General features: G+C 67.6%; 17 protein-coding genes. 10 read left to right on the top strand and 7 right to left on the bottom strand.

Annotation, left to right across the window (positions count from 1 at the left end; translation table 11 throughout):
• The first annotated feature begins 117 nt into the window (after positions 1 to 117).
• Positions 118 to 1,626 (top strand): flavin-containing monooxygenase, encoded by a 1,509-nt coding sequence (locus tag VX037_RS20415; protein ID WP_328715651.1) that lies wholly within the window; start codon positions 118 to 120, stop codon positions 1,624 to 1,626.
• On the opposite strand, the gene VX037_RS20410 is transcribed toward VX037_RS20415, so the two are convergent.
• Positions 1,618 to 3,147: a molybdopterin-dependent oxidoreductase gene (locus tag VX037_RS20410; RefSeq protein WP_328715650.1), complete on the bottom strand. Its 1,530-nt coding sequence runs from the start codon at positions 3,145 to 3,147 to the stop codon at positions 1,618 to 1,620. The two genes, VX037_RS20415 and VX037_RS20410, sit on opposite strands and share 9 nt — an antisense overlap.
• A gap of 196 nt (positions 3,148 to 3,343) precedes the next feature.
• Between VX037_RS20410 and VX037_RS20405 the strand changes: the two genes are divergently transcribed.
• Entirely contained in the window at positions 3,344 to 4,009 is a 666-nt protein-coding gene (locus VX037_RS20405; protein WP_328715649.1) for a fasciclin domain-containing protein, read from the top strand.
• Between the two features lie 269 nt (positions 4,010 to 4,278).
• On the opposite strand, the gene VX037_RS20400 is transcribed toward VX037_RS20405, so the two are convergent.
• Both VX037_RS20400 and VX037_RS20395 read right to left on the bottom strand, forming a co-directional pair.
• Entirely contained in the window at positions 4,279 to 4,743 is a 465-nt protein-coding gene (locus tag VX037_RS20400; RefSeq protein WP_328715647.1) for a hypothetical protein, read from the bottom strand.
• Between the two features lie 19 nt (positions 4,744 to 4,762).
• On the bottom strand, positions 4,763 to 5,032 hold the full coding sequence (locus tag VX037_RS20395; RefSeq protein WP_328715646.1) for a hypothetical protein: 270 nt from the start codon (positions 5,030 to 5,032) through the stop codon (positions 4,763 to 4,765).
• Positions 5,033 to 6,137: 1,105 nt separating this feature from the next.
• Between VX037_RS20395 and VX037_RS20390 the strand changes: the two genes are divergently transcribed.
• Both VX037_RS20390 and VX037_RS20385 read left to right on the top strand, forming a co-directional pair.
• Positions 6,138 to 6,920 carry a class I SAM-dependent methyltransferase gene (locus VX037_RS20390; protein ID WP_328715645.1) on the top strand — a complete coding sequence of 261 codons (783 nt, stop codon included), beginning with the start codon at positions 6,138 to 6,140 and terminating at the stop codon, positions 6,918 to 6,920.
• A gap of 24 nt (positions 6,921 to 6,944) precedes the next feature.
• Complete coding sequence (locus VX037_RS20385) at positions 6,945 to 8,186, top strand: esterase/lipase family protein (RefSeq protein WP_328715644.1); 1,242 nt, start codon at positions 6,945 to 6,947, stop codon at positions 8,184 to 8,186.
• A 57-nt stretch (positions 8,187 to 8,243) separates the two neighbouring features.
• Here VX037_RS20385 and VX037_RS20380 read toward each other — a convergent pair whose 3' ends face one another.
• The gene (locus tag VX037_RS20380; RefSeq protein ID WP_328715643.1) at positions 8,244 to 8,531 is read right to left on the bottom strand and encodes an FmdB family zinc ribbon protein; all 288 of its coding nucleotides are present in this window, start codon (positions 8,529 to 8,531) and stop codon (positions 8,244 to 8,246) included.
• Positions 8,532 to 8,684: 153 nt separating this feature from the next.
• Between VX037_RS20380 and fmdA the strand changes: the two genes are divergently transcribed.
• Positions 8,685 to 9,938, top strand: a complete 1,254-nt coding sequence (gene fmdA, locus VX037_RS20375) for a formamidase (RefSeq protein ID WP_328715641.1) — start codon at positions 8,685 to 8,687, stop codon at positions 9,936 to 9,938.
• Between the two features lie 121 nt (positions 9,939 to 10,059).
• Here the strand turns inward: fmdA and VX037_RS20370 are convergent, their stop codons facing one another.
• Positions 10,060 to 11,301 carry a fatty acid desaturase family protein gene (locus VX037_RS20370; protein ID WP_328715640.1) on the bottom strand — a complete coding sequence of 414 codons (1,242 nt, stop codon included), beginning with the start codon at positions 11,299 to 11,301 and terminating at the stop codon, positions 10,060 to 10,062.
• Positions 11,302 to 11,309: 8 nt separating this feature from the next.
• Complete coding sequence (locus VX037_RS20365; RefSeq protein WP_328715639.1) at positions 11,310 to 12,422, bottom strand: ferredoxin reductase; 1,113 nt, start codon at positions 12,420 to 12,422, stop codon at positions 11,310 to 11,312.
• Between the two features lie 178 nt (positions 12,423 to 12,600).
• On the opposite strand from VX037_RS20365, the gene VX037_RS20360 reads away from it, so the two are divergent.
• From VX037_RS20360 to VX037_RS20340, 5 genes are all read left to right on the top strand, one after another.
• On the top strand, positions 12,601 to 13,485 hold the full coding sequence (locus tag VX037_RS20360) for a phosphatase PAP2 family protein (RefSeq protein ID WP_328715638.1): 885 nt from the start codon (positions 12,601 to 12,603) through the stop codon (positions 13,483 to 13,485).
• A gap of 154 nt (positions 13,486 to 13,639) precedes the next feature.
• Positions 13,640 to 14,542: a serine hydrolase gene (locus tag VX037_RS20355; protein ID WP_328715637.1), complete on the top strand. Its 903-nt coding sequence runs from the start codon at positions 13,640 to 13,642 to the stop codon at positions 14,540 to 14,542.
• A 5-nt stretch (positions 14,543 to 14,547) separates the two neighbouring features.
• Complete coding sequence (locus VX037_RS20350; protein WP_328715635.1) at positions 14,548 to 15,813, top strand: APC family permease; 1,266 nt, start codon at positions 14,548 to 14,550, stop codon at positions 15,811 to 15,813.
• 384 nt (positions 15,814 to 16,197) lie between these two features.
• Positions 16,198 to 16,623: a DUF309 domain-containing protein gene (locus tag VX037_RS20345; protein ID WP_235721637.1), complete on the top strand. Its 426-nt coding sequence runs from the start codon at positions 16,198 to 16,200 to the stop codon at positions 16,621 to 16,623.
• A 217-nt stretch (positions 16,624 to 16,840) separates the two neighbouring features.
• Positions 16,841 to 20,113: a BTAD domain-containing putative transcriptional regulator gene (locus tag VX037_RS20340; protein WP_328715633.1), complete on the top strand. Its 3,273-nt coding sequence runs from the start codon at positions 16,841 to 16,843 to the stop codon at positions 20,111 to 20,113.
• Here the strand turns inward: VX037_RS20340 and VX037_RS20335 are convergent.
• Positions 20,106 to 20,600, bottom strand: a complete 495-nt coding sequence (locus tag VX037_RS20335; RefSeq protein WP_235721635.1) for an Rv2732c family membrane protein — start codon at positions 20,598 to 20,600, stop codon at positions 20,106 to 20,108. The two genes, VX037_RS20340 and VX037_RS20335, sit on opposite strands and share 8 nt — an antisense overlap.
• Positions 20,601 to 20,672: the final 72 nt, after the last annotated feature.

Genomic DNA, 20,672 nt, shown 5'->3' with positions numbered 1-20,672 from the left:
CGAATCCGCGACATTGGTCGGGCCGACGAACTACCGTGACCCTCATCGGTGTGGTGGCCGGGCGTACGTACGTCCTCGTTCCACCGCGAGCCGGCATCTCTCGAGGAGGAGGTTGCGATGACCGAGATCGACACCGGAGGTTGGCCGGCGCCCGGCGACCCAGACGAGCTGTACGACGTGATCATCCTCGGTGCAGGCCTGTCCGGCATCGACGCCGCCTACCGCCTCACGCAGGAGAACCCGGGCCTGCGCTATCTCATCCTGGAGCGCCGCGAGCGCGTGGGCGGCACCTGGGACCTCTTCCGCTACCCCGGCATCCGCTCCGACAGCGACATCTACACCCTCAGCTTCCCGTTCGAGCCGTGGCATCGGCCCGAGGCGCTGGCGCAGGGCGCCGACATCCGCAACTACGTCGCCGAGACCGCCGAGAAGTACGGCATCGCCCGCCACATCCGCTTCGGCCAGCAGGTCACCACCGCCGATTGGGACTCCGGTAGCGACACCTGGACGATCTCGGCCACCGAGGGCGACGCGGTCCGCAACCATCGCACCCGTTTCATCTACTTCGCCACCGGCTACTACAACTACGACGAGCCCTACACACCCCCGTTCGCCGGCCTCGACGACTTCACCGGCACCGTGGTGCACCCGCAGCACTGGCCGACCGATCTCGACCACGCCGGCAAACGCATCGTCGTGATCGGCAGCGGCGCCACCGCGGTCAGCCTGATCCCGTCGCTGGCCGAGGACGCCGCCCATGTGACGATGTTGCAGCGATCCCCGTCCTACATCGTGTCCATGTCACAGACTCAGCGGCTCAATCCGATGATCCGAAAGGTGTTGCCCGCCAAGGCTGCGCATCAAGTCATCCGGACGCGGTACGCCGCGCAGACCGCGCTGATGGTGCACGGCCTGCACCGGTTCCCCAAGGTAGGCCGCAAACTCCTGACCAGTGGTGTACGCAAGGAACTTCCGGACGGTTACCCGGTGGATGTGCACTTCAATCCGACCTATGACCCGTGGGACCAACGCATGTGCATGGTGCCCGACGCCGATCTGTTCGAGCAGATCTCGGCGGGTTCGGTCGAGATGGTGACCGATCACATCGACCGGATCGATGCCACCGGCGTCTCGCTGAAGTCCGGGCGCCATCTCGACGCCGACGTCATCGTCACCGCCACCGGACTCAATCTGCAGGCCTTCGGCGGTGTTCGCATCCGGGTGGATGGCGCCGAGATCAAGCCACACGACCGATTCGTCTTCAAGTCGCATCTGCTCGAGGACGTCCCGAACCTGGCGTGGTCGGTCGGGTACACCAACGCATCCTGGACGTTGCGGGCCGACATGACCGCCCGTGCGGTCGCAAAGTTGTTGCGCTACATGCGTACGCACGGATACACCCACGCCTATCCACACCTCGGTGAGGTGTCCATGCCGGCTCAGCCGCTCTGGGATCTCAAGGCCGGCTATGTACTTCGCGCGCCCGAGGCGTTGCCGAAGTCGGGCACCCACGGCTACTGGAAGGTGCGCCACAACTACTACCGCGACGCCATCGACCACCACACCGACGACATCGAGAAGTCGATGGTGTTCGGCCGGGCACCGGCCGCTGCCCCATCAGCCTGACCTGGCGTCCGCGACGCGGATGACTCGGCTGTGCCAACCGGTCGCGCCGTCGGGGATCGGGGCGACGCGCTGTTCGGGCTGTACTCGGCCGGCACCGTCGGTGGCCCGGCAGTACAGGGTGTGCTGACCGGGAGTGGCGTCCCAGCCGAAAGTCCATTGCCGCCAGGTGTCGATGGAGTACTGCGGTGCGAGTTGCGCCGGCTGCCACGGACCGTCGTCGACGCGGACCTCGACGGCGCTGACCCCGCGGTGCTGCGCCCACGCGGTACCGGCCACCGTGACAGGGCCGGCCGGCTGCGTCGACAACGGCGCGGGCCGGTCGATGCGTGAGGCGGTCTTGATCGGTGCGCGTACCCCCCAACCGCGTTCGGTCCAGTAGGCCTGCGCGCGGTCGAAGCGGGTGATCTCCCAGTCCGTGACCCACTTGCAGGCCGAGACGTAGCCGTACAGACCGGGAATCACCTGCCGCACCGGGTAGCCGTGTTCCAGCGGGAGTGGCTCCCCGTTCATCCCGATGACGAGCAGCGCATCACGCCCGTCGGTAACGGCGTCGAGTGGGGTGCCCGAGGTCCATCCGTCCACACTCGTCGACAAGAGCATGTCGGCGTCATCGGCGACGCCGACGCGGTCCAGGATGTCGCGCATCGGCACGCCGAGCCAGCGGGCGTTGCCGGCCAGATCACCACCGACCTCGTTGGACACACAGGTCAGCGTGATGACTCGTTCGGTCAAGGTCATCGCGAGCAGGTCGTCCCAGTCGAGGGTGAGCTCGTCGTCGACCATGCCGTGCACCCGCAGCCGCCAGTCCCGGGGGCTGAGCTGCGGGACCTGTAGAGCGGTGTCGATGCGGTAGAAGTCGGCGTTGTCGGTGACGAACGCGGTGGCGCCCTCGATCTGCAGGTTCGCGCCCGCGGGGATCGGCTCGGCGGCCGAGGCGGGCGCCGGCAACACCAATCGTCTGCGTTCGGCGAGCACATCGCCGGCACGGGACAGTTGTCGTGCGAGCAGCGCCGACCCGGCTGATGCTGCGCCGAGCAGTGCAGCCGCGGTCAGGAACTGCCGGCGGTTCCACCCACCGTTGGATGCCGGTGACCGCGACCCGGCACACAACACCACCAGCACGAGTGCGGCGACGATGCCGGCGGCCAGCGGGGGCAGCAGGAACGACGGCTCGGACGTCGGTCGCGTCAGTGCCGCCACGATCCCGAACCCGGCGAACAACCCGACCACCACGACACCCCACGGCGGCCGTCGCACCTGGATGACACCGGCGACGACGGCCAGCAGGAGTAGTGCGACGCCCACGCCCACCATCAGCGCTGGTTTGTCCGCGGTCCCGAAGGTGTCGATCGCCCACTCACGCGCGAAGGCCGGCGCTTGATCCACCAGGAACGCGGCCACCGCCTGATACGGCGATGCGTACGGTGACACCAACGCGGCCACCAGTTCGCCGGTCGCCACCCCCGCTGCCACCGAGCAGACACCGGCCACCGCGCCACGCACATATGTCTCGACCCGCATGAGCCCTCCTCACCGCGACTTCTCGTCTCGGCAGCCATTCGTCCGAGAGCGTTCACCGGATTGGTGAACCGCGATGACCTGCTGCGATCAACCCGAATCCGGAATCTCGCAAATCCGACCCATCCGGCGGCACACGTGCGCCGAATCACCTACAACCCGCCACGCGGCGGGGTGTCAACCACAGATTGGATCGATCATGGCTCTCAAGCGAACTCATCGTGTTCTGACGGCTGCGGCAGGTGTGACGCTCGCCGTCGGGCTCGTTGCCGGCTGCTCGTCCGACGATGACTCGTCCTCGGAGACGACCGCCGCGACCAGCGCCCCCATGACCAGCATGGCATCCGAAAGTGATTCGGCCACTGCCGCGTCCGGCCTCGTCGGACCCGGCTGCGCGGCATACGCCGAGGCGAATCCGACGGGTCCGGCATCGGTCGACGGCATGGCAGCCGAACCGGTGGCGACCGCCGCATCCAACAATCCGATGCTCACCACCTTGACCCAGGCGGTGTCCGGAGAGCTCAATCCCGAAGTGAATCTTGTGGATACGCTCAACAACGGCGAGTACACCGTCTTCGCGCCGACCGATGATGCGTTCGCGAAGCTGCCTCCGGAAACCATCGAGGCCCTGCAGACCGACTCCACGATGCTGACCGACATCCTCACCTATCACGTGGTCGAGGGACAGGCCGGTCCCGATGCGATCGCCGGTGAGCACGTGACCCTGGAGGGTCAGTCCGTCGAGGTGACCGGTGAAGGCGAGGACTGGATGGTCAATGACGCGGGCGTCGTGTGCGGTGGGGTCCAGACCGCCAACGCCACCGTCTACCTGATCGACACGGTCCTCACGCCGCCGGCAGAGTGATCCAACTACTCCACCAGATGGTCGAGTAGCAACAACGCCACTCCACCCGCCGGACGAGTAGCAACAACGCCACTCCACCCGCCGGGCGAGTAGCAACAACGCCACTCCACCCGCCGGACGAGTAGCGACAACGCCACTCCACCCGCTGGTCGAGTAGCAACAGCGCCACTCCACCCGCTGGTCGAGTAGCGACGAACGAAGTGAGGAGCGTATCGAGACCCCCGAGGCCTCGATACGCTCCTCATTGTCGGCCGCTCCGAACGACTACCTCACCGAACCAGCTCTCTCAGAGACAAACCCCGCGGCGCCTCGTCGTGATGGAAGTAGTGCACGAACACTTCGCCGGCCGCTTCGGCAGTGAAGACCTCGTTCGGCGCAACGAGATAGGTGTGCTCACCAACCCTGATGTTCACGTCTGGGTCGGTCGAAACCTTGGTCTCTCCACTCCCCAGGACGTACTGGCGATACGACCCGTCGGCTTCCCTTCGCCGCAGTTCCAGCATCATCGCCTCGGCACTGCCGCCGGCCTGCAGGAACGACGACAGCGATTCATCGCGCTCCTGTTCACTCAGGTCGTCGACCCACTCCTCCCGAGTGAGGCGGGACAGAATGATGTGATTGTTCGTCCCGCCGTCCAATCGGGTGAGCGGATGGGTGACGAATCGGGGCGGCGTCCCTGGACCCATTGACACCGTGGTGCCGTCGGAGAACTCGTAGATGTGCGTTGGCTTCATCGCAATTCATCCTCTGCGGTCATGGACGGTCGATCACGTTGGTGATCTTAACCGTGGTTCCGTCGGGCAGCGTCACCGTTGCCGGGGTCTCCGGACTGACACGCGCATCGAACTGCTTCTGCTGTGGCGTCTTACCCGCGCCACCGCTCTTGATCTCGATACCCGAATAGGTGCCATCCCCGTTCGGGATCAACCCGTCGTAGTAGCGGCTCTGCTTCCGACCCTCGACAGAAGCTCGGCGTTGGTCGCGAATGATGGGTGTGCCGAACTCGTCTTCGAGCTTGTCCAACTCCCGCTTCTCCGCATCCTTGCCGCTGCGACCGTCGTTCCCTCTCGAGTAGCGGCCTTGTGGATCACGGCCGTCACCGCGGTCGCGGTATTCGTCGGAGTTCGGTTGCTCCCGAGGTGACGTCGGCCGGGTTGTTCTGGGTGTCGGCGACTTCGGGGGTGTCGGCGCCTGCCTGGGCGGCGCAGCAGGAGGCCGAATACCTGGAAAGCCTCCGCCAATCAACGGCGGCACCGGCGACAACGGACACACGACATCGCACCGCTCGTTGTCGACGATGCCGTCGTGATCATCGTCCTCGCCGTCGATGCCATGGGCGCCGGGCCCGTTCAGCGGTCGCGTGGGTGCCTCGTCGTCGTCACGTCTCGGCGACGACGGCTCATATCTCGGTGCGGCACCGTATGCGGCGGGAGCGTTCCGCCTCTGCTGCTCTTCGCGTCGTTCTCGCTTCTTCCGCGATGAACGGTTCCGTTCCGACGAGTTCTTGGTCTGAGTCTGTGGCGCTGTGGTTCTGGGGGAGAACTTGTTCGGACCCCGATCAGGCTTCGGAGTTCTCGTGCGGGGCCGATCCGGTCGCTTGGCCGCCGGAGGTGCGGCCCCCTGCCGGCTGTTGCCGGTGTTGCCGCTACTCGATGGCCCCGGCTGGGAACGAGGCGTCATCTTGTTGATCCCGCTCCCGCCGGAGGGAGACGTCTTGTTCCTGCCGCTCTTGCCGTCTCCGGATTGCGACGATGTCTGGCCGCCACCCATCCCCTTGGTCGACGCCGCTTCTGCGTGCGCCAAGGGCAGGATGACGATCAGGAACAGCGCCACAACGATGAGGCATGCGCGGACCAATGGGACTTTTCCGGTGTGTACTCGCATGTATCTCGACCCGTTCTGTGTGGTGGATGGAGCGAGCCGAACGTAGACAGGCTCGTCATCGGATCGGAATATCCAGTGCCACATGTCCTTCCCCTGAACGACCCGAGTGGGCACCGTCGATCGACACCGGGAACAAAACGGTGCGCTCAGTGCGTCGCGCCGGCCGGCCGGTTCTCCGTTCGGACCACAGTCCGGCGGTGGCGGAGGATGCTGGACACCGTCACCCGCCGTACGGAGGTCCGCGATGGTCGACTGGGACGGTGCGCGCTACGCCGACGTCAGCGCCCTGCAGCGCATGGTCGCCGAGCGGGCGGTCCGCGACATCACGCTGCGCGGCGACGAACGACTGCTCGACGTCGGCTGTGGCGACGGCTACATCACCATGCTGCTGGCCGAACGCGTGCCGCGCGGCAGCGTCGTCGGCATCGACGCGTCGCGCCGGATGATCGCTCAGGCCCTGACCCGGGTACCACCCGATCTGCTGCGGGTGCAGTTCCATGTCGACGACGTCCTGGCCTTGCCGTTCGACCGCGATTTCGACATCGCGGTGTCGTTCAATGCGCTGCACTGGGTGCTGGATCAGACGGCGGCACTTCACGAGATCGGACGTAGCCTCGTTGACGCCGGCAGGGCGGTGATCCAGATCGTTGGCGCCACCGACCGGGTCAGCATCGAGGACGTCGCGATGGAGGTGGCGACGGGTTCTCACTGGCGTCCGTGGTTCGGCGATGTCAGCGCCCCCTACTGCCACCCCACCCCCGCGGCGCTCACCCGCAGCGCGCGCGCCGCCGGCTTCACGGTCAACGATGTTCGCGTCGAGGAACTGCAATGGCAGTTCGCCACCACGGGCGAGTTCATTGACTGGTTCGCGGTCGGCGCCACCGCCTGGACCAGCCGGTTACCCGACGAGCACATCCGGCCGTTCGCCACCGACGTCGTCGCCCGCTACGAGGCGGCGGTGGGCGATCGGGGACTACTGCGCTTCGGCCAGTTGCGGGTCGACCTGACGATCGACCACCGGAGTTGAGTGCACGCGCGTACACTGAAGGGCATGAGCGGAACCGCCACGACCCGCGCCGACGAGCTCGGCGCCCTGGCGCAGCTGGGTGTCGCAGAGTTGCGATCCGCGGTGGCCGGGGTCGGTGCCATGCACCGCGCCGTCGCCGGATCGGTCTTCGGCGCACTCCGACCCGTGTTCGGCTCGACCATCGACACGTCACGCATGGTCCACGACTCGGTCAGTGAGGGCACCTATCATTCGCTCGGTGCGCTACTCGACGCCGCGTCGTCGGCCGCGGACGCGATGCCGTCGTCGGAGTTCGCCGTGTCACAGACGCCGCGGGGTGCGGTCGCGCTCGGTGTCCTGAACGGTCTCATCGGCGACGAGCTCGACGCCACCCGCTCACCGCTGGCGGCGCATATGTCGATTCGGTCCGCGGGCCGGCCTGTCCCGGCTCGCCCCGGCCCCCTCGCCGCCGAGTTCCCCGACGCACGCGGCCACGTCGTCGTCTTCCTGCACGGTCTGATGGAGTCCGAACAGGCGTGGACCATCGGGGATCGCCCGAGCTACGGTCACCGCCTCTCCACGGACATCTCGGCCAGCACGCTACAGATCAGATACAACACCGGCCGCCACATCAGCGAGAACGGCCATGACCTCGCACGTCTGCTGACCGAGCTGGTTTTGCTCTGGCCGGTCCCCGTCACCCGACTCACCCTGATCGGTCATTCCATGGGCGGTCTGGTGATTCGCAGCGCATGCCACCAGGCCACCGAACGCGGCGAGTGGTGGCCGCAACTGGTGACCGACACCGTCTACCTCGGCACGCCCCACCTGGGCGCCCCGCTCGAACGTGGCGTCCATGTGATGTCGTCGGCGCTGCACTCACTGACCGCCACGCGGCCGATCAGCAACCTGCTGCGCCGACGCAGCGCCGGTGTGCGAGACCTGTTCCACGGCAACCTCACCACAGCGGACTGGGCCCACCAGGAGCGCGACTCCTGGCAACACCCACCGGGCGCCGACGTTCCGCTGCTGCCCACCGCGCGACACCTGTTCGTCACCGCCACCATCACGCGCGATCCGCATCACCCGTTCGGCCGCCTAGTCGGCGACGGACTGGTGCTGGCGCCGAGCGGGCGTGGCGCACCCAGCCGCAGCCGCCTCGGGCTGCGGTTCTCCGACGGCTTCGAACTCGGCGGCGCACACCATTTCACGTTGCTGAACAACGACGACATCTACGCCTGGCTGCTCACCCACCTGCGCCCGCGCCGAGCCCTCCCGAGCCCATAACCCCCGGATCCGTAGTACAAACCGTCGGAAAGCGGTCGGTTCGTACTACGAAATCGGTCACGGGCGGGGCAGTTTGCGGTGGAGGGGGTTGCGGGAGATCGGGGTTGCGCGGCGTCCGCTGCGCGGGACACCCGAGACCACCGCCGGCGTCTCCGCGCTGGCCCGGGTCGCATCCTGCAACCGCATCTCCGCCGAACCGCCGACCCCCAATGACGGCGCACCGATCACCCGACGCGCATCGTCGCCGCACTCCGGGCACACCCGCCTGTCCGGAATCGATGCCATCGGATGACGTTCGACGAAGTCCGGGCACCCCACACCACACCGGTACACATAGGTCGGCATAACGGCCACCGTAGTACGCGACGACGAGTCGGGTGAGCCGTTGGCCTGCCATCCGCGCCCTCGATCACTACACTCATCACCGTTACTTCCATTCGGAAGCAGGGTCTCGACCGCACTCGCGACCAGAGCATCGTGATGAGAAGAGGACGCGTCATGCCGGAGTTGCTGTACCCGCTCGATTCATCGAAGACGTTCACCGATCAGCAGATCGTCGGCCACAACAGGTGGCATCCCGACATTCCGGCCGCAGTGACCGTGAAACCCGGCGACACGTTCCGTGCGCATTGTCGCGAATGGTTCGACGGCGCCATCCACAACGACGACTCGGCCGAGGACATCCTCAACGCTCCGCTCGATGGCGTGCACGTGCTGTCCGGGCCGTTCGCCATCGAGGGTGCCGAGCCGGGCGATCTGCTCATCGTCGACATCCTCGACGTCGGGCCGATTCCGCAGGAGGACTCGGGCCCACTCGCCGGCCAGGGCTGGGGCTACACCGGCATCTTCGCCAAGCAGAACGGTGGCGGCTTCCTCACCGATCAGTTCCCCGACGCCTACAAGGCCATCTGGGACTTCTCCGGCCAGAGCGCGACGTCGCGGCATGTCCCGCACGTGAAGTACACCGGCATCGTCCATCCCGGTCTGATGGGCACCGCGCCGTCACCCGAACTGCTGGGAAGGTGGAACGCGCGTGAGGCCGCGCTCATCGCCACCGATCCCGAACGGGTGCCGCCACTCGCGCTGCCGCCGCAACCCAAGGACGCCATCCTGGGCACGCTCACTGGAGCCGAATTCGACCGGGTGGCAAGTGAAGCCGCCCGTACCGCACCGCCGCGCGAGAACGGCGGCAACCAGGACATCAAGAACCTCACCAAGGGCACCCGCGTCTTCTACCCGGTGTTCGTGCCCGGCGCGAAGCTCTCGTTCGGCGATCTGCACTTCTCTCAGGGCGACGGTGAGATCACCTTCTGCGGCGCCATCGAGATGGGTGGCTTCATGGATCTGCACGTCGATCTCATCAAGGGCGGCATGGACACCTACGGGGTCACCGAGAACGCCATCTTCATGCCCGGCAACACCGATCCGCAGTACTCGGAGTGGATCGCGTTCTCGGGTACGTCGGTCACCCTCGACGGCGAGCAGCGCTACCTCGATTCCGACCTGTCCTATCAGCGGGCCTGCCTGCACGCCATCGACTACCTGACGAAATTCGGTTACAGCCCCGAACAGGCTTACCTACTCCTCGGGTCAGCCCCCATCGAGGGCCGCCTGTCCGGGGTTGTCGACATCCCCAACTCGTGTGCCACGGTGTATATCCCGACCGCGATCTTTGATTTCCCGGTCGCCCCGTCCAAGGACGGACCGACGAGGATCGACCCCGGCATGGGCGCCCCCACCGCCAGTTTCTGACCGCCACTTTCTGACCGCCGACCGTTCCTCCCCCGGGTATCAGTTCCCCCGCCCAAGGCAGCTGGGGGACAAAGCGATACCCGGGGGAGGAACCGGCCGGGGGCGGCGCCGGCTCGCCCGACTACGCGGCCGGCTGTACCGGCGCGTTCTTCAGTTCACGCAGCGCGGTGCGCAGACCGCGGCGCTTGCCGGTCGCCGGATCGACGCCGAAGTGATTGGCCATCCCCTCGCGCATGGCGAACCGCAACTCCGACGCGGTCTCCGGCGCGTCGTCCGACGTCGCCTTCAGCAAGGCGTTCGGGACGGCCAGCTTCGCGATCGTCCGGAACGACTGAAAGTACTGGTGGCCCAACGAACCCGTCGTGTAGGGCAGATCGTATTTGTCGCACAGCGCCCGCACCCGGACCCCGATCTCCTCGTACCGGTTGCTGGGCAGGTCGGGGAACAGATGGTGCTCGATCTGATGGCTGAGGTTGCCACTCATGAACCGCATGAGCAGGCCGGCGCGGAAGTTGGCCGAGCCCAGCATCTGTCGCAGATACCAGCGCGGCTGATCCTCGTTCTCGTACTCCTCGACGGTGAATTTCTCGGCACCGTCGGGGAAGTGCCCGCAGAAGATCACCATGTACGCCCAGTAGTTGCGCACGATGTTGGCCGTGAAGTTCGCCGCGATCGTCGGCTTCCAGTTCGGGCCGGCCAGCGCCGGGAAGATCAGGTAGTCCTTGGCGGCCTGCTTGCCGACCTTGCGTCCGATGACCCGTAGATCCTTGAACGCCTGACGGTACGACTTCTCCTTGTTGCGCAGCTTCTCGGTCTCCAGATGGTGCAGCGCCACACCGTATTCGAAGAAGGTACCCAGCGTGAGATTGTAGATCGGGTTGCCGACATTCCACCATTCCCACGGCTGGTCGCGGGTGACGCGCAGGATGCCGTAGCCCACGTCGTCGTCCATGCCCACCACATTCGTGTACTTGTGGTGCACGAAGTTGTGCGAGTGCTTCCACTGCACGCTGGGGCAGGTGGTGTCCCATTCCCACGACGACGAGTGCACCTCGGGATCGTTCATCCAATCCCATTGACCGTGCATCACGTTGTGACCGAGCTCCATGTTCTCGATGATCTTGGCCAGCGAAAGCATGGCGGTGCCGGCGACCCAGGCCGACTTGCGGTTGCTGAACATCAACACGAGCCGGCCACCGGCGGCGAGGCTGCGCTGGATCGTGATGGCCCGCCGGATGTAGCGGGCGTCGGTTTCGCCGCGGGACTCCTCGATGTCGCGCCGGATGGCGTCGAGTTCGGCCCCGAGGGCCTCGACGTCGGCGTCGGTCAGATGAGCGTATTGGTCGATGTCGGTGATGGCCATCGATCCCCCTAGAGGTCGAGTGTGCATTCCCCGGACACGCTGCTGATACATGTCTGGATTCGTTCACCCTCGCGGCGTTCCTCGCCGTTGCGCAGATCGCGCACATATCCCCCGGCGAGGGGTACCACGCAGGTTTGGCAGATACCCATTCGGCAGCCGAACGGCATCTGGATTCCCAACTCCTCGCCTGCTTCAAGGAGTGTGGTGGCGCCGTCGATCTCGGCGGTCTTCCCCGACGTGGCGAAGGTGACGGTGCCACCTTCACCACCCACATCGGTCCGCGCGATCGCGAACCGTTCGATGTGCAGCTGGTCGCGCAGCCCCTCCTCGGTGAAGCGCTCCTCGACCGTGTCGAGCATCGCCACCGGCCCGCATGCCCAGCACTGCCGGTCCCGCCAGTCCGGCACCTCGGCGTCGAGTTGCTCGATGTCGAACTTGCCCTGCTCGCGCGTCAGCTGCAACTGCAGGTCGTAGGAGAGGACGTCGGTATCCATCTTCTCGAGTTCCTCGAGGAAGATCACGGCGTCGCGGGTCGGCGCGGAGTGCACGTGCACGATGTCGGGCACGTTCTCCCGCGACCGTAGCGACCGCAGCATCGACATGACCGGAGTGATGCCGCTGCCGGCGGTGAGGAACAGCACGCTGTCGGGCAGCGGTTCGGGCAGATGAAAATCGCCCTTGGGTGCGGCGAGCCGGATCACGGTCCCCGGCGACACTCCGTCGACGAGATGTGTGGAGAGAAATCCGTCGGGATTGGCCTTGACGGTGATCGCGATCGTCTTGTCGGAGGTGTCGCCGATCGACGTCAGCGAGTACGACCGCCAATGCCAGCGACCGCCCACCTGCAGTCCGATCCCGACGTACTGACCCGGCTTGTACGAGTTCGGGAACCCCCACCCGGTGCGGATGGTGACCGTGGCCGAGTCCTCGGTCTCGCGCACCACCTCCAGCACGCGGCCGCGCAGTTCGCGCGCCGACCACAGCGGGTTGAGCAGGTGCAGGTAGTCGTCGGGCAGCAATGGCGTGGTGGCGCGGGCGATGAGCCCGCGCACGATGTTGACCTCTGGTTTTCTGGCCTCGACGTCGGCCGCCGGGCGTTTGCTCCACTTGAGCAGATCCATGGGTGGCACCTCCGGTGAACCTTTGTGCACGACTGTACACAGAACCGCGCGGGCGGGGCCCGATCCATCGATTTCCGGACGACCGTGGGCTCGAGTCGACCGCAGACACCCAGTCAACACTGAGAGTCCTCAGGTTGTCTGCAGAATGCTCCCAGCTTCGGCCTCTAGGTTGGCTTTCGTGACCGGATCCACCGCTGCGCGACGTTCCTCCCTCTCGCGCGCAGCGGTGGTGACGGCTGCATTCCTCATTGCGGCCGCGGTGTTCGCCGTGGCCGTGTGGACGCGGCCCGGCCAGCGCGTCGATCAATGGCTGCTCGACGTGTGCCGGGCCCTCCCTGCGGTCGATGACCTCCCTCTCCCGCTCACCATCGACGTCGTCTCCCATCCCGCCTTGTGGATCGCGGTGGCGGCGTCGGTGGTGGTGCTGGTGCAGTGCCGCCGGTTCTCCTCACGCACCGACGCCCGCCGTGGCCTCGCGAGCACCGCCGCACTGCTGGCCTTCGCGCCGGCGACGGTGCTGGTCGTGCAGTTCCTGCGTGATCACGTGCTCACGCGTCCGCAGTTGCATTCCTGGATCGCGGAGACCGCGAACTCCGCGCCGAGTGGTCATGCCGCCGCGGTGACGGCGGTCGTGGTGGTACTGGTGCTGGCCAGTCCACCCCTCCTGCGCCCTTACGTCGGCACCCTGGTGGGTACCTGGGCCGCGGTGCTCGAATTCGTCATCGTCGCCGCCGGCTGGCACCGACCCAGCGACGTCATCATCTCGACCCTGCTGGTCGTGGGCGTCGGCATGCTGCTGCCCGACCCGTGGCGGGGCACGGTCCGTGGACAGGCGCCGCGGTGGTCACTACCCATTCCGCTGCTCATCACGGTGTCGGCGCCCGCGGTGGTGGCCATCTTCTATCCGACCATCACGCAGGTCGCCGCGGCCGGCGCGATCGCGGCGGTGATGTCGATGGCCGTCCTCGCGCTCGGGGTGGGCCGAACCGCGCGCCGCGCGAATCGCAACCCGACAGCCGAGGCCAGACCGACCGTGGGCGCGACACCCCCGACCCTTCGCTGACGCGTTCGGCACCAATGCGCGCGAGCGGCCGCACAGCGGCCAACGGCGTAGATTCGGACATATCGGACCTACGAGACGACGTTGCGGCACACGACCCATCACCGGCAGGCGCACGGGTGGTGCGGTCACGCGGTGGGCCGGGGTCGCCACGATCTTGCTGATCACCGCCATGATCGGATTGCGCGTTCCGACAGCACGGTTGCCGGCCGAGCGGACCACGGCGACCGCGGACACGGCCCACTCATCGAGCATCGGGTCACGGGCGATGCGCGCCGCCGACGTCGCTGCGGGTGCGATAGCCGACGTCGACGTGGCGGTGGCCGTCCTGGACCGCGTCACCGGCGACGTGGTCGGGAACGGCCAGGCCACGGGGCCGATGTTCAGCGCATCGTTGGCGAAAGTCGTCGTCGCGGTGGACGTGTTGGATCGCCGACGTTCTGATGCTCTCCCGCTGAGCGCGAGCGATGTCGAACTCATCCGCCGCGCACTCGGTCCCAGCGATGACAGCGCGATGAACGACTTGTGGACGAGGTTCGACGGGATGGGCGCGGTCGGGCGGGTGGCTACTCGACTCGGGCTGACCGACACCGCGGCCCCGATCGAGCCCGATATCTGGGGTTGGATGACCACGACCGCATCCGATGCGACACGGCTGCTGGCCTACGTGGCCGAGATGCCGCCACCCGACGCCGACGTCATCATCGGCGCTCTCGCACAGGCACCGCCCGTCGCCGCCGACGGTTTCGCGCAGGACTTCGGTCTGCAGGCGCCCGGGATTCGTGACGTCACCGCAGCCAAACAAGGTTGGATGCGGTGGCGAACAGACACCGCATATCTGCACAGTGCCGGGTTCGTCGGCGCGGACCGGCGATTCGTGGTCGCAGTTCTCGGTCGGCACACATTCCCGGATCCCGACTGGCAGACGCTGCGCCGGTCGGTGACCATGGCTGCGACAGCAGCGGTCGGCGTGTTACGCGGTCGCATCGGTTCACCTGGCGCCGGCCAGCTCGCGGTACCGAACGTTCATCTTCCCGGGGTGGTTGCCCACCTACACTGACCGTCGTGACGAACGACGCGACGTCGGGTGGTGCACTCACACGGCGCCTCGGCGTCGGCGACGCGGTGACCATCGGCCTCGGATCGATGATCGGCGCCGGCGTGTTCGCCGTGCTGGCGCCGGCCGCGCGGGCGGCCGGATCGGGCCTGCTCGTGGGTCTGGCGATTGCCGCGGTGATCGCCTACTGCAACGCCACCTCATCGGCCCGGCTCGCCGCGCTGTACCCCGTCTCCGGAGGCACGTACGTCTACGGCCGCGAACGTCTCGGCGAGATCTGGGGCTACCTCGCCGGGTGGTGTTTTGTGGTGGGCAAGACGGCATCGTGCGCCGCAATGGCTTTGACGGTCGGTGTCTACCTGTGGCCCGACCACGCGCACGCCGTCGCGGTGGCCGCAGTTGTCGCAGTCACGGCGGTCAACTATCGGGGCATCCGGAAGTCGGCGCTCGTGACGCGTGCGATCGTCGCGGTGGTGCTGGCAGTGCTGGCGGCGGTGGTGGTGGCCGCGGTGTCGTCGACTCCGGCCGACACGGGCGAGCACCTCGCGATCGGCGACGATGCGTCCGCGTACGGGGTTCTGCAGGCTGCCGCACTCCTGTTCTTCGCCTTCGCCGGGTACGCGCGGATCGCCACGCTCGGCGAGGAGGTCCGCGACCCCGCCCGCACCATCGGTCGTGCGATCCCCACCGCTTTGGGCATCGTCCTGGTGGTCTATGCGGCGGTGGCGGTCTCCGCGTTGGCGGTCGTCGGACCTGCCGGGCTGGCCGACGCAGCGGCACCACTCGTCGAAACCGTGCGCGCCGCAGGTGCTTCCGGATTGGCGCCGGTGGTTCAAGTGGGTGCCGCGGTCGCGGCGATCGGCTCGCTGCTGGCGATGGTGCTGGGTGTCTCGCGTACCACCCTCGCCATGGCGCGCGACGGTCACCTGCCCCGCTGGCTGGCCGCGATCCATCCACAGCACCGGGTGCCGCATCATGCCGAACTGGCGATCGGCGTCATCGTTGCGGTGCTGGCCGCCACCGTCGATGTGCGTGGCGCAATCGGGTTCTCGTCGTTCGGTGTGCTTCTCTACTACGCCATCGCCAACGCGTCGGCGGCCACCCTGACCCGCGATGAGCGGCGGCCGGCGCGGGTGGTCACCACCCTGGGTCTCGTCGGCTGTGTCAGCCTCGCCGCGACTTTGCCGGTCGGCTCGGTGATCGCCGGTTGCGGGGTGGTCGCACTCGGCGTGGCCGTCTATCTGGTGCGGACGATACGGCATCCCCGCAGGTAGTACCAACCAACTATTCCGGATTCCCATGAAAGTGACTGGAGTCCGAGAGCGTTGACCGCAATCAGCCGTGTCAGGCCCATCCGAGGGGATATCCCCTCGGACGACCCCCACGAAGCCGATTTCAGGAGGCACTCGCCAACGCGGCCAGGTGTTCTCGAAACTCGGGTTGATCGGCTGCAGGTGGCCGGTGTCGTCGCGGTTGTCGATGCCACAGCGGTCGCCGATTCCGCAGCCGAGGTTGTGCTGATGGAGTCGTTCGAGCGCCGCTTCGTCGATCTCGTCTCGCCGGGTCGGTAACACCGCTGGTCACCGACCAGCGAGGTCATCTCGTTTCTCGGCACGTGACCCACGACGTAGAGTCGGAGTCATGCGAGTGGTGGCGTCATGACTCAGCACCGCGACCGCGATAGCGAGGGTCACGCCCGCCAGGCGCGTCCGCGTGACCGGCTGGGGCGACCATTGCCCTACGGCGCGGAGGGTGTCGAGCCGGTTCCCGAGGAGGCGTTGCCGCCACAGCAGACGATCGAGCTGGCCCGCCGACTACTCGCCGAGGGGCGGCCGTTTTCCGCCCACGAGGTCTTCGAGAACCGCTGGAAGGACTGCCCAGTGGATGAGCGTCCACTGTGGCAGGGGCTCGCACAGCTCTGCGTGGGTCTCACCCATCACGAGCGCGGCAACCCGACCGGAGCCAGACGCCTGTACGCCCGCGGCGCCGAGCGCCTGACCGAATACGGCGCGACCGGGGGCCTCACCTTCGGCCTGCACCTCGACGCCATCTGCAGCTGCGCGCAGGAACGTTTCGGCGGCTGATCACGGGCCCGACCGGTACGCGTAGGCCCTGGGCGCCCTACCGCCTCCGGCGATGCCGGCGGGGCACCCGAACCCTGCCGACGGCAACGCCGATGTCGCCGAGAGAATCGGACAGTCGTCGACCAGACGGATGAACCGCACGCAATTGCCACGTCACGGCGATAATCTTCGATGGGGACGGCGGATGGCGCGCCGCGGGCGGCGAGGAGCGTGAACGATGTCGATGGACGTCGAAGCGGGTCCCGTCGTGTCTATCACCCTGTCCGGGACCGTCCGCGCCGACGTCGACGGCCGTCCCGCCGAGATCAAGTCGCGGCGTGGGCGCGCGGTTCTGGCGCGCCTCGCCGCCGCCGACGGCCGGGTGGTGTCCACCGATCGACTCATCGACGACCTGTGGAACGGCGAGCCGCCACCGAAGGCTCTCGCCGGATTGCAGGTGCACATCTCCAACCTGCGCCGCATCCTCGAACCGCAGCGGGCGCCACGCACCCCGGCGCGGATCCTGGTGAGCGAACCTCCCGGCTATGCGCTGCACCTACCCCGAGATGCGGTGGACCTGTGGCGCTTCGCCGATCTGGCCGGGACCGCGGGCCCCGACCCGGCTGGCCGCTACGCCCGCCTCGGCGAGGCGCAATCGCTCTGGCGCGGTGACCCGTTCGGTCCGCATGCCGCCGACGAGTGGGCGGGCCCGGAGGTGGCACGCCTCGACGAGCTGTGGTTGCACACCGTAGAACAGCGCGCAGCCGCCGCCCTGGATCTGGGACGTCCGGCGGAGGTCGTCGCCGAACTGCCCGCGCTGTGCGAGACCCATTCCACCCGCGAGGAGTTGTTCGGACTCCTGGCGCTCGCGCAGTACCGGCTGGGCCGTCAGGCCGACGCGCTGCGCACCCTGCGGACGCTGCGCGAGTACCTCGCCGACGAACTCGGGGTGGACCCGTCGGTCAAGATCCGCACTCTCGAATCGGACATCCTGCAACAGGACCCCGCGCTCGATGCACCCACCGCGACACGGGCTCCCGAGGCCCCGCCGACCGTCTACGCCGACCCACCCGAGGTGGACCGCTCCGCAGGTCCGGAACACCGGGAGTCCGCCGGACGGGAATCCGAACTCGAGAAGCTCGCCGAGCATGCCGAGACGGCGCGGCGTACCGGGCTACGCATCGTGTGGGTCACCGCGGAGGCCGGTGGCGGGAAGACCACCCTGGCACGAACCTTCGGTCAGCACCTGCGCGCGTCGGGATGGGTCACCGCATTCGGGCAGTGCCCGGAGGTCGACGGCGCCCCGAGCGCCTGGGCGTGGCGTGAGGTGGTGGCAGAACTCGACGGCGACAACGAGATCGACGACCCGTTCCTGATCGCCCGGCAGGTGCGTGGTGCCTGCGAGTCCCGCATCGCCGATGGCCACGGGGTGGCCCTGATCATCGACGACACCCACCGCGCCGACAGCGCCACCCTGCAGGTACTTCGACAACTCGTCACCTGGCTGGCCGACCGGCCGGCACTGGTGGTCGCAACCTACCGGCCGTCGGAGGCGAGCATCGAACTACTCGCCACCGCAGCCGCATTGATCTCCGCCACCGCCGATCATCTCGTTCTGGCGGGACTGTCCGATGACGGAATCCGGGCGCTGGCCGCCGACGCCGGCCTCGACCCGGTCGACGACCCGACTTTGGCGCTGCTGCGTTCGCGCACCGACGGGAACCCACTGTTCGTACGCGAATTGGCGAAACTCGTGGCCTCCCGCGGCACCCGAGACGCGCAGACGGCGGTGCCCAGCGGAGTGCGGGAGGTGTTGCTACGCCGGGTGGAGCGACTCCCCGAACAGACGGTCACGATGCTGCGCCTGGCCGCCGTCTGCGGCCGTGAGTGCGACGTCGACACCATCATCGGACTCTGGCCCGACGACGATGCCGAGGACACCGTGCTCGACGCCATCGACTCGGCGGTGGTGGCCGGTCTGCTCAGCGCCGAAGCCGACCGCGTGGGGTTCACCCATGTTCTGATGCGTGACGCCGTCTACGACGCCATCCCGACGTTGCGGCGCCGGCGGCTGCACTGGCGCACCATGCAGTTGCTGGCCGCCCGCAACCCCACGGTCACCGACGAGTTGGCCGTGCACGCGGCGCTCGGCGCATCGAGCAGCACCGCCGACGATGCGTTGAGAATCGTGGAAGAGGCAGCACGTCATCGTTTTTCGACAGAGTTTGCCGCCGACTCCGCGCCGCTGTGGCAGCACGCGGTGGATCTGCATGACCTGGCCGGTCACGCCCGCGCCACTGCATCGACCGAGGATCGGGTGCAGATGGTCCACGCGTTGTGTGATCTGGTGACCGCGCTGGCTCATCGGGGCGAGATCTCGGCCGCGCGCGCTCGACGCGAGGACGCGTTGCGGCTGGCGCGGACCGTCGACGACCCGGCCCTGGTGGTGGCGGCGTTGACCTGCTGGCGCACTCCGTGGATCTGGTCGACGCGCACCAAAGGCGTTCCCGACGAGGTGATGACGGCGGCCGTGCTCGATGCGCTGACCGGCGCCACCGGCATCGACCGGGTGCGTCTGCTGATCAGCGCCGTGTTCGAGTTCGAGGGCTCCGACGACGCCTTCGCCATCGAGTGCGCCGAAGAGGCGCTGCGGCTGGCCCGGGACGCCGACGACGTCGACCTGCTGTGTGCCGCACTCAACGCACGCGTGTTCACCGCGCTGGGCCCCGACAGCCGCAATCAGTACCCGGCGTTGGCCGCCGAATTCCTGGAACTGACCCAGGAATCCGGCAACCGAGGCTACGAGGCGGCCGCCCGCTTCTATCTGTTCCTGCTCCGCATGTCGCAGATCGATCTGCCGGGTGCGGTGGCGCAGATGCAGGCCGGCATGCAATGCGCCACCAGCGGTCGGGTGGGTGAGCTGGTGGTGGTGTTGTCGGCGTTCAGCGCGGTCACCGACGTCCTGCGCGGCGAACTCGATTCGGCAGCAGCCAAATACACCGCGCTCAGCGCGCAGCTGCGGGCGGCCGGGATGCCGGCCGGCGGGGAGTTCGACCTGATCGGGCACTTGTGCGTCGGCTGGTTCCGCGGCTCCATCGGCCATCTCGTCGACGAGGTCGCCGCGGTGTTCGAACGTACCCCGCACGCCGTGGGATGGGTGTACGTCGATGCGCTCATCGATGCTGGTCGCATCGACGAGGCTCGGGCCATCGCCGAGACCGACCCATACACCAGCCGCGACTACTACTGGACGTCCATGGAGGTCTTCCATGCGCGTGCGCTGGTCAAGCTCGGCATGGTCGACGAAGCCGCCCGGCTCTACCGGTTGCTGGTCGACTGGTCGGGCACCATCGCGGGCCTCAACGCCGCCAGCGTCTCGTTCGGCCCAATCGATGTCGTGCTGGCCGAGCTCGCCGACCTGATCGGTGAACATGCTGCGGCCGAACGTCATCGGCAGATCGCTGCGGATGTCGAGGAGAAGGTGCGGCGCGGTCTGGCGGCGATCAGTTAGCCGATGCCGGCCCGTTCCGGTCGGTCGTGTCGCGATCGGTGGCCGGGCGACTGGTCACGACCGCCGCCCACAGCACGGTGCCCACGATCGTCGCGATCCATCCGGCCAGGTACAGCGGTGAGACGGTCGGCGCAGGCTCGGGCAGAGTGTTCTGCGACCAGAGCGCGAAGAGCCCGAACGCCGAGGTGAAACCGCCGACGCCGAACGCGCACGCCGCCAGACCCCAGCGCCGGGTGCACAGCGCCGCCGCCGACAACCCGGCCACCGCGAGCACCAGAATGATGTCGGCGCGCATCAGGAGCGAGGCGTCGGGCCCGCCGGCGAACCCGGCACCGCGGAAGGTCAGCGGCAGGGCCGACGAGGCGGCCGCCACCACGACCGCCGTCCACAGTCCGCGCCGGCGCGGTCCGCCGGGACGCACCTCGCGGGCCACCCGCCGTTCGATGCCGGCGAGTTCGCGATGGTAGTCGGCAAAGACGTCCTTCATCGCGCACCTCCCAACAGTCGTTCGCCGATGTATCCACCTTCCCGCACACCGGGCGGTATTGCGAATGGGGCA

Origin of the sequence: Gordonia sp. Z-3, from assembly GCF_036233855.1 — a bacterium.
Classification (GTDB): domain Bacteria; phylum Actinomycetota; class Actinomycetes; order Mycobacteriales; family Mycobacteriaceae; genus Gordonia; species Gordonia tangerina.
The sequence above is the reverse complement of the archived record's forward strand: the minus strand, read 5'-3'. Positions and strand labels throughout refer to the sequence as shown.

Bases quoted from the DNA above. Each gene is read 5' to 3' on its own strand.
- VX037_RS20400 (WP_328715647.1), bottom strand. From the start codon at position 4,743: ATGAAGCCAACGCACATCTACGAGTTCTCCGACGGCACCACGGTGTCA.
- fmdA (WP_328715641.1), top strand. From the start codon at position 8,685: ATGCCGGAGTTGCTGTACCCGCTCGATTCATCGAAGACGTTCACCGAT.
- VX037_RS20335 (WP_235721635.1), bottom strand. From the start codon at position 20,600: ATGAAGGACGTCTTTGCCGACTACCATCGCGAACTCGCCGGCATCGAA.
- VX037_RS20405 (WP_328715649.1), top strand. From the start codon at position 3,344: ATGGCTCTCAAGCGAACTCATCGTGTTCTGACGGCTGCGGCAGGTGTG.
- VX037_RS20345 (WP_235721637.1), top strand. From the start codon at position 16,198: ATGACTCAGCACCGCGACCGCGATAGCGAGGGTCACGCCCGCCAGGCG.
- VX037_RS20390 (WP_328715645.1), top strand. From the start codon at position 6,138: ATGGTCGACTGGGACGGTGCGCGCTACGCCGACGTCAGCGCCCTGCAG.
- VX037_RS20340 (WP_328715633.1), top strand. From the start codon at position 16,841: ATGTCGATGGACGTCGAAGCGGGTCCCGTCGTGTCTATCACCCTGTCC.
- VX037_RS20365 (WP_328715639.1), bottom strand. From the start codon at position 12,422: ATGGATCTGCTCAAGTGGAGCAAACGCCCGGCGGCCGACGTCGAGGCC.
- VX037_RS20410 (WP_328715650.1), bottom strand. From the start codon at position 3,147: ATGCGGGTCGAGACATATGTGCGTGGCGCGGTGGCCGGTGTCTGCTCG.
- VX037_RS20370 (WP_328715640.1), bottom strand. From the start codon at position 11,301: ATGGCCATCACCGACATCGACCAATACGCTCATCTGACCGACGCCGAC.
- VX037_RS20380 (WP_328715643.1), bottom strand. From the start codon at position 8,531: ATGCCGACCTATGTGTACCGGTGTGGTGTGGGGTGCCCGGACTTCGTC.
- VX037_RS20415 (WP_328715651.1), top strand. From the start codon at position 118: ATGACCGAGATCGACACCGGAGGTTGGCCGGCGCCCGGCGACCCAGAC.
- VX037_RS20385 (WP_328715644.1), top strand. From the start codon at position 6,945: ATGAGCGGAACCGCCACGACCCGCGCCGACGAGCTCGGCGCCCTGGCG.